12 protein-coding genes are annotated in these 12,295 nt (G+C 34.7%); 7 read left to right on the top strand and 5 right to left on the bottom strand.

The window, feature by feature from the left end:
* Positions 1 to 88: 88 nt before the first annotated feature.
* From A8975_RS08090 to A8975_RS08080, 3 genes are all read right to left on the bottom strand, one after another.
* Entirely contained in the window at positions 89 to 793 is a 705-nt protein-coding gene (locus tag A8975_RS08090) for a tetratricopeptide repeat protein (protein WP_134199662.1), read from the bottom strand.
* Positions 794 to 905: 112 nt separating this feature from the next.
* Positions 906 to 1,838 carry a peptidylprolyl isomerase gene (locus tag A8975_RS08085; protein WP_129761244.1) on the bottom strand — a complete coding sequence of 311 codons (933 nt, stop codon included), beginning with the start codon at positions 1,836 to 1,838 and terminating at the stop codon, positions 906 to 908.
* 140 nt (positions 1,839 to 1,978) lie between these two features.
* Positions 1,979 to 4,180: an ATP-dependent DNA helicase RecQ gene (locus A8975_RS08080; RefSeq protein WP_134199659.1), complete on the bottom strand. Its 2,202-nt coding sequence runs from the start codon at positions 4,178 to 4,180 to the stop codon at positions 1,979 to 1,981.
* An 87-nt stretch (positions 4,181 to 4,267) separates the two neighbouring features.
* Here A8975_RS08080 and A8975_RS08075 point away from each other — a divergent pair, with 87 nt between their 5' ends.
* From A8975_RS08075 to lptB, 5 genes are read left to right on the top strand one after another with little or no spacing between them, the layout of a single operon-like run.
* Positions 4,268 to 5,233 carry an SIS domain-containing protein gene (locus A8975_RS08075; RefSeq protein ID WP_134199657.1) on the top strand — a complete coding sequence of 322 codons (966 nt, stop codon included), beginning with the start codon at positions 4,268 to 4,270 and terminating at the stop codon, positions 5,231 to 5,233.
* A complete protein-coding gene (gene tatC / locus A8975_RS08070; RefSeq protein WP_129761241.1) occupies positions 5,233 to 6,054 on the top strand; it encodes a twin-arginine translocase subunit TatC in 822 nt (273 codons plus the stop codon). Before A8975_RS08075 ends, tatC begins: the two co-directional genes overlap by 1 nt.
* Positions 6,047 to 6,394, top strand: coding sequence for a carboxymuconolactone decarboxylase family protein (locus A8975_RS08065; protein ID WP_129761240.1), 348 nt, complete (start codon positions 6,047 to 6,049; stop codon positions 6,392 to 6,394). Before tatC ends, A8975_RS08065 begins: the two co-directional genes overlap by 8 nt.
* A gap of 10 nt (positions 6,395 to 6,404) precedes the next feature.
* Complete coding sequence (locus tag A8975_RS08060) at positions 6,405 to 7,223, top strand: glycosyltransferase (RefSeq protein ID WP_134199654.1); 819 nt, start codon at positions 6,405 to 6,407, stop codon at positions 7,221 to 7,223.
* Positions 7,224 to 7,249: 26 nt separating this feature from the next.
* Positions 7,250 to 7,990, top strand: a complete 741-nt coding sequence (gene lptB / locus A8975_RS08055) for an LPS export ABC transporter ATP-binding protein (RefSeq protein WP_129761238.1) — start codon at positions 7,250 to 7,252, stop codon at positions 7,988 to 7,990.
* Positions 7,991 to 8,282: 292 nt separating this feature from the next.
* Here lptB and A8975_RS08050 read toward each other — a convergent pair whose 3' ends face one another.
* On the bottom strand, positions 8,283 to 9,113 hold the full coding sequence (locus A8975_RS08050; RefSeq protein WP_134199653.1) for a TerC family protein: 831 nt from the start codon (positions 9,111 to 9,113) through the stop codon (positions 8,283 to 8,285).
* Between the two features lie 11 nt (positions 9,114 to 9,124).
* Entirely contained in the window at positions 9,125 to 9,865 is a 741-nt protein-coding gene (locus A8975_RS08045) for a CDP-alcohol phosphatidyltransferase family protein (RefSeq protein ID WP_134199651.1), read from the bottom strand.
* A gap of 140 nt (positions 9,866 to 10,005) precedes the next feature.
* Between A8975_RS08045 and A8975_RS08040 the strand changes: the two genes are divergently transcribed.
* Positions 10,006 to 11,076, top strand: coding sequence for a PorV/PorQ family protein (locus tag A8975_RS08040; RefSeq protein ID WP_165353710.1), 1,071 nt, complete (start codon positions 10,006 to 10,008; stop codon positions 11,074 to 11,076).
* 13 nt (positions 11,077 to 11,089) lie between these two features.
* Positions 11,090 to 12,265 carry a DUF4105 domain-containing protein gene (locus A8975_RS08035; protein WP_134199649.1) on the top strand — a complete coding sequence of 392 codons (1,176 nt, stop codon included), beginning with the start codon at positions 11,090 to 11,092 and terminating at the stop codon, positions 12,263 to 12,265.
* Positions 12,266 to 12,295: the final 30 nt, after the last annotated feature.

Genomic DNA, 12,295 nt, shown 5'->3' with positions numbered 1-12,295 from the left:
AAAAACAGGGTAATCGATTGTTTTTGAAACACATAAGACTAAAACAAAGCTTATAAAACCTTGATAAAAAGCAGTTTTAGTCCTTAGTTTACAAAGAATCTTGATACTTAATAAGTGTTTCGGCAATGTTTTGTGCTCTCGTATTACGAGGATTCATTTCAAACGCAATTTTGTAGTTTTTATAGGCTTGCGCACTATCACCTGCACTTAAATATGCTTCACCTAAACTATCATACACATTTGAACTTTCAGGAAACATAACCACATTCATTTTTAAAACTTCTATAGCATCGTCGTATTTTTTATCGTTAATTAAGCGATAACCAAGTTGATTAATTTCACCTTCATTAACCACATCTTTAGTGGAATCTTTTTTCTTCATTGCAAGAAAACCTTCAACCGCTTGTTTGTATTCTTTATCTTTTAAGTGCATACGTGGTGTTTTGTAGTCATCTGCAACTTTTATAAAATCATAAGTAATTAAATCTTCATTGTCCTTTGAAATTTCAGATAGGTAAAACACCTCGGTTTCTGGGTGTTTTACAAACCTCAACTTAGCATACAAATCACTTACAAAAAACTCATTGCTATCCATTACGACAGGCTTTATAACACCTTCACGCCAATTAAAATATATGGCATTGTCTTTATAGAAGACGTCAATTACATCATTATCATGATACAAATAACGTCCTGTAGTTTGCGCTTTAAATTCTGGAGAAAATTTGACGTTTTTAGAACACGCACTTAGAAGAATTACTGTAAGTAAAAGAAATAGTGTATTACGTTTCATAATAGTTGGTTGGATTGGTTATTAGTTGAGACCAGAGCAAAAAAAAGTCTCATTTATAAATGAGACGATTTTTTTAATGTATTGTTACGTGTTTACTGTAAAAAGTGGCAATCTACTTTACGTCCATCAATTCTACATCAAACACTAAAGTAGCGTTTGGAGGTATAACTCCACCTGCTCCTCTACTACCATAACCAAGATCGCTAGGTATTACTAAACGTGCTTTATCACCAACGTTTAATAAGCAAATACCTTCATCCCAACCAGGAATAACTTGTCCTACTCCTACTTGAAAATCTAACGGTTGGTTACGCTTGTATGAAGAATCAAACACAGTACCATCGGCTAACTGACCTTTATAATGTACTGATACCATTTTACCAGCTTCAGCAGCTTTTCCGTTTCCTTTTTGAATGATTTGATATCTTAAACCGCTTTTAGTTTCATCAAAACCAGCAGCTAATTTATCTAGCTCAGCTTTTGCAGCTTCACGTTCAGCAGCTAAACGTTTTTCTCTTGCACCTTCAAATGTTCTAAACGCTTCAACAGCATTAAAGTTTTCAGCATCAGCTCCAACTCTTACAATCTCTAAAGTATTAATTTCGTCACCTTGTGCAATAGCATCTACTACATCTTGTCCTTCTACCACTTTACCAAACACAGTGTGATTGTTATCTAACCAAGGTGTTTCAACATGAGTGATAAAAAACTGACTTCCGTTTGTTCCTGGTCCTGCGTTTGCCATAGACAATACTCCTGGTCCATCGTGCTTTAAATCTGGGTGAAACTCGTCGTCAAACTGGTATCCAGGATTCCCTGAACCTGTACCTTGTGGGCAACCACCTTGAATCATAAAATCTGGAATCACTCTATGAAATTTTAATCCGTTATAATAAGGTGTTCCTTGTGGTTTTACTGAGTTTTCTAAGTTTCCTTCAGCTAATGCTACAAAATTACCAACTGTTCCTGGTGTTTTTTGATATTCTAATGCGACTACTATCTCGCCTTTTGAGGTATTAAATTTTGCGTATAAACCGTCTTGCATGCTATTTTATTTTAAATGAGGTGCAAAGATAAAAAAGTATGTGCGAAGTACGAAGCAAGAAGTGAGAAGATTAAAGCAAATGTTAATCTATTCTAAAACAAAGAATTAATTGCTACAGACAAAAAACTAGTAACTAAAAACTAATTAGCCACTTCGCTAATAAACTTAATTCTATAGAGACGTAATTCTTCATCATCATAATCACCATCAAACTCTTCAATAGCATCAGAAATTTTATCGGTTTCAGACTCCATAAAGTACTCATGGATTTCTTCTTGCTGGTCTTCATCTAAAATTTCATCAATCCAATAATTGATATTCAATTTTGTCCCTGAATACACAATAGCTTCCATTTCCTTTATAAAATCTGGCATATCCATCCCTTTTGCTGAAGCAATATCATCTAAAGGTAATTTTCTGTCCACGTTTTGAATGATATAAAGTTTTATAGCAGAGTTTGTACCTGTACTTTTAACCACCATATCATCTGGTCTTATGATATCGTGTTCTTCAACATAGTTTGAGATTAATTCTATAAAATCCTTTCCGTATTTTTTAGCTTTACCATCTCCAACACCATGCACATTACTCAATTCGTCTAAGGTAATAGGATATTTTAAAGCCATGTCTTCTAACGAAGGGTCTTGAAAAATCACAAAAGGCGGTACTCCAAGTTTTTTTGCGTTGCGTTTTCTTAAATCCTTAAGTAAACCCATTAGCTGTTCATCGGCTACTGCTCCTCCTCCTTTTGAGGCTGTAATAATATTATCATCGGTAGTTTCATCAAATACATGGTCTTCAGTCATCATAAAAGACACAGGAGAATTTATAAAGTCCTTACCTTCATTTGACAATCTTAAAACACCATAGGTTTCAATATCTTTTTTAAGATAACCAGCCACCAAAACTTGACGTATCAATGCCATCCAATAGCGCTTATCATGATGACTTCCAACACCAAAAAAGTCTTGCGCATCAGTTTTATGCGAAGCAATTAATGCGTTGGATTTTCCTGTTAGTACATGTACCAAATCCTTAGACTTGTACTTCTCGTTAGTTTTAGCAACAGTCTCTAAAAGCACTGCAACATCTTCTTTGGCTTCGTGCTGCTTTTTAGGATTACGCACATTATCATCCATATCGCCTCCTTCACCAGTTTCGTTGTCAAACTCTTCACCAAAATAATGCAGTATAAATTTTCGTCGAGATACCGAGCTTTCTGCAAAAGCAACCACTTCTTGCAATAAGGCTTGTCCAATTTCTTGTTCAGCAACAGGTTTACCTGACATGAATTTTTCGAGTTTCTCAATATCCTTATAAGCATAAAATGCCAAACAATGTCCTTCACCACCATCACGACCAGCTCTACCAGTTTCTTGATAATAACTCTCAATACTTTTTGGCATATCATGGTGAATAACAAAACGCACATCAGGTTTGTCAATTCCCATACCAAAAGCAATAGTAGCTACAACCACATCAGCATCTTCCATCAAAAACATATCCTGATGTTTAACTCTGGTTTTTGGGTCTAATCCTGCATGATAAGGCACAGCGTTTATGCCATTAACCTGAAGCACTTGTGCTAATTCTTCAACTCGCTTTCTACTTAAACAATATACAATACCCGATTTTCCTTCGTTTTGCTTTATAAATCGAATAATATCGGCATCGACGCTTTTAGTTTTAGGACGTACTTCGTAAAAAAGATTTGGTCTATTAAAGGATGCTTTAAAGGTATTGGCTTTGGTGATATCTAAACTCTTTAAGATGTCTTCTTGTACCTTAGGTGTAGCTGTTGCTGTTAAACCAATAATAGGTATGTTATCACCAATTCGTTTTATAATGTGTCTTAAATTTCGGTATTCTGGTCTAAAATCGTGTCCCCATTCACTAATACAATGGGCTTCATCAACAGCCATAAATGATATTTGTACAGACCTTAAAAACTCAACATGTTCTTCTTTAGTTAAAGATTCGGGCGCTACATAAAGCAATTTTGTAACTCCATTTACAATATCTTCTTTTACTTTTCTAACTTCTGTTTTATTGAGAGAAGAATTTAAAACATGTGCAATTCCTTCTTCGTTCGACACACCTCTTATGGCATCTACTTGGTTTTTCATTAAGGCAATTAAAGGCGAAACAATAATTGCTGTTCCGTCTTTAATAAGTGCTGGCAACTGATAACACAGTGATTTTCCGCCACCTGTAGGCATAATCACAAAAGTATCGTTGTCTTGAACTATACTTTTTATTACAGGCTCTTGAAGCCCTTTAAATTTTGAAAAACCAAAGTATTGTTTGAGTGCTGAATGTAAGTCAATTTCTTTTATACTCATTAATCCCTATTAGTATTTTATATACATTTGCATAACAATAAAGATAACAATTTCTTTAGACGCATCAAACCCAAAAATTAATAAATTTTGAACATTAAAGATTCTATCCTTAATACTGCAAAAAAAACAATCGCTATTGAGCAAAATGCTATCGCTAATTTAAGTAATTTACTTGACGATGACTTTGCAAATGCAGTTGAACTTATATATAACTCCAAAGGACGTATAATTATTACAGGTATTGGTAAAAGTGCCATTATCGCTAATAAAATTGTAGCCACTTTAAACTCTACAGGAACTCCTGCAGTTTTTATGCATGCTGCCGATGCTATTCATGGTGATTTAGGTTTAATTCTTGAAGACGATGTGGTGATTTGTATTTCTAAAAGTGGAAACACACCAGAAATTAAGGTGTTGGTACCACTTATTAAGAATGCAAAAAATAAAATGATTGCCATTACTGGTAATAACACCTCATTTTTAGCACAACAAGCCGATTATATTTTAAATGCTTATGTAGAGCAGGAAGCTTGTCCAAATAACCTAGCACCTACAACCAGTACCACTGCGCAATTAGTTATTGGTGATGCTTTAGCGATTTGCCTATTAGAATTACGAGGATTCTCAAGTAAAGATTTTGCAAAATACCATCCTGGAGGAGCTCTTGGTAAACGACTCTACTTAAGAGTAAGCGATTTGTCTTCGGTTAACCAAAAACCTCAGGTAACACTCAATACTAATGTAAAAGAAGTTATTGTTGAAATTTCTGAAAAAATGCTTGGTGTAACTGCTGTGGTAGAAGACCACAAAATTGTAGGTATTATTACTGATGGTGACTTAAGACGTATGCTTACCAAAACCGATTCGTTTTCTGGATTAACCGCAAAAGATATTATGAGCAGCAATCCAAAACGTATTGATGAAAACGCAATGGCTGTTGATGCTATGGAAGTTATGGAAGAATACGGTATTTCTCAACTTTTAGTAGAACATAAAGGTAAATATGCTGGAGTTGTACATCTACACGACCTCATCAAAGAAGGAATTATCTAATGGCAAAAAAGAACATCAATGAAATGTCATTTCTTGATCATCTTGAAGATTTAAGATGGCATATAATTAGAGCTATAGTAGCAATATTAATTGCTGGTGTGGTGGCTTTTATTTTTAAAGGATTCATTTTTGAAACCATCATTTTTGGTCCTAAACAAATGAGCTTTCCTACCTATAGAATACTTTGTGACATTTCAACCTTTGTAGGTGTTGACACCACGTTTTGTGCTGATGAGTTTCCGTTTATTATTCAAAACAGAACCATGGGCGGACAATTCTCTGCTCACATTTGGACATCTATTTATGCTGGTTTGGTTATTGCATTTCCGTTTGTAATCTATCAATTCTGGAAATTTATAAGTCCTGGACTTCATGAAAACGAACGCAAACATTCTAGAGGGTTTATAATTATTGCCTCCTTACTATTCTTTATTGGTGTCCTTTTTGGATATTATATTGTAACACCTTTATCTATTAACTTTTTAGGAACCTATACAGTAAGTCAGCAAATTTCAAACGAGATAGATATTAGTTCTTATATCTCTTTGGTACGCTCATCATCTTTGGCGTCTGGTTTTATTTTTGAATTACCTATTCTTATTTATTTCCTAACAAAAATAGGGTTGGTTACACCTGAGTTCCTTAAAAAATACCGCAAGTTTGCCTTAGTTATTGTATTAATCCTTTCGGCAATCATAACACCTCCTGATATTACAAGTCAGGTAATTGTGGCTATTCCTATATTAATACTGTACCAAGTAAGTATATACATTTCAAAATTTGTGGTAAGAAAACAAAATAAAAAAGCAAAACATGTCTGATATAATTAAAGAATTTAATGACTATCGTTCTAGAATGAACGATGCCATACTTGCTGACAACAACAAAATCATAAAACGTATTTTTAACCTAGATACCAATGCCTTTTCTGAAGGTGCTTTGGATGTAAAAACCAAAGAGCTTTTGGGCTTGGTAGCCTCTACTGTATTACGTTGTGACGATTGCATCAAATACCATTTACAATCCTGTCACGAAGCTGGTTTAAGCAAAGCTGAAGTAGTTGAAGCTTTAAGCATTTCTACGCTGGTTGGTGGCACTATTGTTATTCCTCATTTGCGAAGAGCATATGAATTTTGGGATGCTTTAGAAGCACAAAACTAATTAGCGACCAATGTTTAAGCACTTTATCATCACACGTTTTAATTTAAGGCTTAAAGAATGGTCTGTAACAAAACATGGTGATGATGTGCTTTCTGAAACTTGGTTAGCTAATCGATTTCAGCTTTTTGAAACCTATTGCTTACCTTCTGTACAACAGCAAACCAATCAAAACTTTGTTTGGTTACTGTGTTTTGATACAAAAACACCTGAAGTTTATAAGCAAAAGATTGAGGCTATTGCTAATACATATAGTAATATTCAGCTGCTCTACATTGATGGTCAAGAACAATTTTCTGAAACTATTTCTAACACTATAAATCAGTCGTTACTTGAAACGGACACACACCTTATCACAACACGTTTAGATAATGATGATGCGATCCATAACACCTTTGTAGATACTATTCAATTACATTTTAAACCTCAAAAACAGTTAACTATCGACTGCACTGAAGGTTATCAACTTATCTTAAAGCAAAATAAAAAACCTACCCTTCGAAAGATGCATTATGTAGGTAATGCTTTTATAAGTTTAATTGAAGCTAAAGCCAATTTTAAAACGGTATTAAGCAGGCGTCATAATTTGTGGAGTGAGGTACCATCTATTCAAATCAACACTAAGCGCCTTTGGATTCAACTGGTGCATCAAGAAAACATTTCAAATGCTGAAAAACTACAGTATCCTGAAACCAATACATTTACATCTTCTGATTTTGCAATAGACCCTAAAATTGAGTTAAAATCAAACCTTCAAATACGTTTTGGTAACTTTTGGAGTTTAGTACAACGTGTACTAATCAAATTAAAAATCGTAAGTTTGCCGTCATAGTAAACAGTGTTCAAAATGTTAAGCCTGTGAAATTAAGAGCCGAAAATTTAATGAAGTCCTATAATGGACGTCGCGTGGTAAAAGATGTGTCCCTTGAAGTTAATCAAGGTGAAATCGTAGGTCTTTTAGGACCTAATGGAGCTGGTAAAACCACATCCTTTTATATGATTGTTGGGTTGATAAAACCTAATGGTGGAACTATTTATTTAGAAAACACTGACATCACCAAATACCCAATGTACAAAAGGGCTCAAAACGGAATTGGGTATCTAGCACAAGAAGCTTCAGTATTTAGAAAATTGAGTATTGAAGATAATATTTTAAGTGTGTTACAACTCACCAAGCTTAGCAAAAAAGAGCAACATCTTAAAATGGAATCCTTAATTGAAGAGTTTGGTTTAGGACATATTAGAAAAAACCGAGGCGACTTACTCTCTGGTGGTGAGCGTCGTAGAACCGAAATTGCAAGAGCTTTAGCAACCGACCCAAATTTCATTTTATTAGATGAACCTTTTGCAGGTGTTGACCCTGTTGCGGTTGAGGACATACAACGTATTGTAGCCCAATTAACCAAAAAAAATATTGGTATCCTTATTACCGACCATAACGTACAAGAAACTTTAGCGATTACTGACAGAACCTATTTAATGTTTGAAGGTAGTATTCTTAAAGCTGGTATCCCTGAAGACTTAGCTGCAGACGAAATGGTACGTAAAGTGTATCTAGGGCAAAACTTTGAGCTTCGTAAAAAACGATTGGAGTTTTAATTATTTCCCTTTCTTAAACACTGTCTTTAATAACACATACAAAAGCGTAGTTTGTAATAGTAGGTTGATAAACACTAGCAATAAAACTTTCCATGTACTTCCCATAGCATAAAACGGATAGCTCCTATCCATCAAGCGCAATGGCAAACTCGTTAGTGTAACAAGATAACCCAAGAGAGTTTCTATAAAACTTCCTGCTAGAGCACTACTATTAGATGTTAATAAGTGAAGGACTTGTATAACAACCACTGTTAAAACTACAATTAAAAACAGCTTAACAAAGTACTTAATGTTAATGCGACCCTTCACCTTGTTTCATTTTAGCATGCTGGCTTTCAGCTAATAACTTCTTTTGATAACGACCTTGAACCACATCTACAATAACCAAAACAGCCAATACAAAATAGAAAGTTGTTTTACTCATTGGTACTATTTCGTTTCCAAACAATTTAATGTGTGCCAAATGACCGCCTTCGGTAACTAGCATGATACCAACTATAAATAGTATGAACAATCCAAGTACTTCGTACATTCTGTTTTTTGCCAAAAACGCCGAAATCTTATCCGCTAAAATAAGCATTAGCAATCCACTTATCACAATAGCAATAGCCATGATAATAAAGGCTGTAGTAGGATTTTCAATATCACTGGTTAAACCAATAGCAGCTAAAATAGAATCAAAAGAAAACACTAAGTTCATTAACACAATACTCACTATGGCAGCATTGGCAGATTTACTACGATTGGAATTAGCAGCATCAACATCTTGTGTTAAATCGTGCTTAGAAATCATATGCCATATTTCTTTAATAGCAGTATAGATGATAAACCCACCTCCTATTAAGACAATTAAACTATGACCATTAAATGCAAACTCAGCAACATCTTTAAAGTCTCCTGTTAAAAACGAAAATGGTTCTTGAAAATAATCAATAAGCGACACCAACAAAAACAACAGCACAATACGTAACCCTATAGCTATTAAAATCCCTACTTTTCTTACGCGCTTTCTATCTTGTTCTGGTGCTTTTTTAGACTCTAACGAAATGTATAAAAGATTATCAAATCCAAGTACAGCTTGCAACATCACAAGCATTAAAAGGGTAAAAATATTTTCAAGCATAGTAAATGAGGTTATTTAGTGAATAGAGAAACTAAAATATATAAAGCTATAATCAGTGGTATTGCTGCAAACTGCAAAACAATTAACAACACAGCGCTTAAAATAATAAAGACATAGCGTACACTATTATTTTTAAAACTCCAATCCTTAAATTTTAGCGCAAAGAGTTTTAGGTTACATACAAGCAAGTAGCTACTTACAACTGTCAGCACCAATAAAAACCAAGGATTAAGAATCACAGCGTTTAAAAACGAATGATTTTGAAACTCCATAATCAATGGCAGTGAAACAATCAATAAGGCATTGGCAGGTGTTGGTAAACCTTTAAAATAGGTTTGCTGGTCTTCATCCACATTAAATTTCGCCAAGCGATACCCTGAAGCCAAAGTAATCAACAACCCAAAAAACGCAAAAGGCGACACGTTTAAGTCATACCAATGCATTGCAGAAGTCCAATCTCTTGTAGGCTCATAAAAACCAGAACCGCTCATACTTAAAGCCAATAGTTTAAACATGATAATTCCAGGTACCAATCCGCTAGTTACCATATCAGCCAAAGAGTCTAGCTGAAGTCCTATTTCACTTTGCACATTGAGTTTTCGGGCTAAAAGCCCATCAAAAAAGTCAAAGAAAATTCCTAAGAAAACAAATACTGCAGCAGTTACAAAATTGTTATGCACTGCAAAAATCACAGCAACAGCGCCACAAAATAAATTCAGAAGCGTAACAAGGTTAGGAATGTGTCGTTTCAAAAGTTGTCAATTAGTTTTGTGTAAAAATAGAAAACTATTTTGAAAATAGTGAGGCAACTTGCACTTCCTATACAATATCTCCTCTAATTTCTAGTTTAATAGATGAAAAATATTGTGCATATTTGTAAAAATTTTTGCTATTGAAAAAGTACATACTCCTTACGCTTACCTTAGTTTCATTGTTAAGTAACGCGCAAACCACCCGAAAGTACTCTAACGAATTTATGAATATTGGTGTGGATGCTGCTGCATTAGGGATGAGCAATGCAGTAGTGTCGCACACAAGCGATGTCAATTCAGGTTACTGGAATCCTGCTGGTTTAATAGCTCTCGAAGACAACCAATTGGCATTAATGCACTCTAGTTATTTTGCTAATATTGCCAACTACAACTATGCTGCTTTTGCAATGCCTTTAGACGACAGAAGTGCAGTAGGTATCTCGTTAATACGTTTTGGAGTCGATGATATTTTAGACACCACTCAGCTTATTGACGACCAAGGAAACATTAATTACGACAGAGTTAAACTCTTTTCAACTGCCGATTATGGCCTTACCTTTTCCTATGCTAGAGACCTACCTGTTCCTGGACTAAGTTATGGTGTTAATGCTAAAGTTATCAGAAGAATTATTGGTGATTTTGCCTCTTCTTGGGGATTTGGTTTAGACCTAGGTGTACAATTTCAATCGGAAAACGACTGGAAGTTTGGTATTATGGCAAGAGATATTACCACAACGTTTAATGCGTGGTCTATAGACGAAGAAAAATTTGAACAAATAAGTGGTGCGGTTGAAGGACAAAACCAGGAACTCCCTGAGAGTTCAGAAATCACGATCCCTAAGCTACAAATAGGTATGTCTAAGCAATGGATATTTCACTATGACTATTCACTCTTAGCAGCTTTAGACCTTAATGTGCGTTTTGAACAAAACAACGACATCATCTCTACCTCTTTTGCTAGTGTCAATCCTGCGCTTGGTTTTGAGTTTGGGTATACCGACTTGGTGTTTTTACGTTTAGGCGCTGGGAATTTCCAAAACGAATTACAGTTTGATGATTCTGAAGACTTAACCTTTCAGCCTAATTTTGGTGTAGGCTTCAAATACAAAGGCATTCAACTAGACTATGCGTTTACCGACATAGGAGACCAAAGCGCTGCCTTATATTCTAACGTGTTTTCCCTAAAACTCGATTTTAGTATCTTTAGATAAATAATAGCTACTTATGAGATGTCTTTTTAGCCTTATTGTTTTATTATTAGTAATAAACACAGCAAGCGCACAACAGGTACTATCACCTAATGCCGAAATAAGTGTCCTCACAATAGGACCAGGAGCGTCTTTAAACGATGCTTTTGGACATAGCGGATTTAGAATCAAAGATAGAACACAAGGCTTAGATGTTGTCTACGGCTACGGACAATACGATTTTGATGCGCCTAATTTTTATTTAAAATTCGCACAAGGAAAACTCAACTACCTTATTAGCAAACATAATTTTGAAGACTTTTACAGAGCCTATGTGTATTACAACAGAACCGTAAAAGAACAGGTTTTAAATATCACTAAAGAAGAACAACAAGTACTTTTCAATTATTTACAGAACAATTACAAACCTGAAAACAGAGCCTACCTTTACGATTTCTTTTATGACAATTGCGCGACTAGAATAAGAGATGTAGCCAACACTGCTTTAGACCAAAATATTACTTACAACACACCTGAAGATTACCAAGAGCAAACCTTTAGAACGCTCATTCAAAACAACCTCAACAAAAACAGTTGGGGAAGTTTAGGAATTGATATTGCCTTAGGATCTGTTATAGATAAAACAGCAACACCTAACGAACAACTTTTTCTTCCTGAAAACATCTATAGGTTTTTTAGTACTGCTACACTACAAAACGGACAACCTCTAGTCAAACAATCTCAAGTACTTTATACAAAAAAAGAACAACTAGGGTCTTCTAGCTTTCTGTTAAGTCCTTTATTTATACTTAGTATTTTAGCATTACTTATTATACTAATCACCTATAAAGATTATAAGAAAAAGAAACGCAGCAAGTTGCTAGACGGTATTATCTTTTCTGTTACAGGCTGCATTGGAATAGTACTTTTGCTCCTTTGGTTTGCTACCGACCATAGTGCCACAGCAAACAACTATAATCTGTTATGGGCATTTGCACTTAACGTATTTGTAATGCAACAAGTACTAAAGCAAACACCTTCTAAATGGTTTTTAAGATACCTCTTTTTTTTAATAACCATGCTTTGTCTATTAGTATTTCATTGGCTAACAGGAGTGCAAGTATTCGCCATCACCTTAACACCTTTACTAATCGCCTTAGCGATAAGGTATATATTCTTGTTACGTTACTTTAAAAACAGCACAACAAACTAAACCCACTGCCAACTGAAAACTGAAAACTGC

The organism is Meridianimaribacter flavus, assembly GCF_004366715.1.
In the GTDB taxonomy this organism is placed as follows: Bacteria; Bacteroidota; Bacteroidia; order Flavobacteriales; family Flavobacteriaceae; genus Gaetbulibacter_B; species Gaetbulibacter_B jejuensis.
The sequence above is the reverse complement of the archived record's forward strand: the minus strand, read 5'-3'. Positions and strand labels throughout refer to the sequence as shown.

Coding starts and splice junctions, on each gene's coding strand:
- A8975_RS08090 (WP_134199662.1), bottom strand. CDS start 793: ATGAAACGTAATACACTATTTCTTTTACTTACAGTAATTCTTCTAAGT.
- A8975_RS08085 (WP_129761244.1), bottom strand. CDS start 1,838: ATGCAAGACGGTTTATACGCAAAATTTAATACCTCAAAAGGCGAGATA.
- A8975_RS08080 (WP_134199659.1), bottom strand. CDS start 4,180: ATGAGTATAAAAGAAATTGACTTACATTCAGCACTCAAACAATACTTT.
- tatC (WP_129761241.1), top strand. CDS start 5,233: ATGGCAAAAAAGAACATCAATGAAATGTCATTTCTTGATCATCTTGAA.
- A8975_RS08065 (WP_129761240.1), top strand. CDS start 6,047: ATGTCTGATATAATTAAAGAATTTAATGACTATCGTTCTAGAATGAAC.
- A8975_RS08060 (WP_134199654.1), top strand. CDS start 6,405: ATGTTTAAGCACTTTATCATCACACGTTTTAATTTAAGGCTTAAAGAA.
- A8975_RS08050 (WP_134199653.1), bottom strand. CDS start 9,113: ATGCTTGAAAATATTTTTACCCTTTTAATGCTTGTGATGTTGCAAGCT.
- A8975_RS08035 (WP_134199649.1), top strand. CDS start 11,090: ATGAGATGTCTTTTTAGCCTTATTGTTTTATTATTAGTAATAAACACA.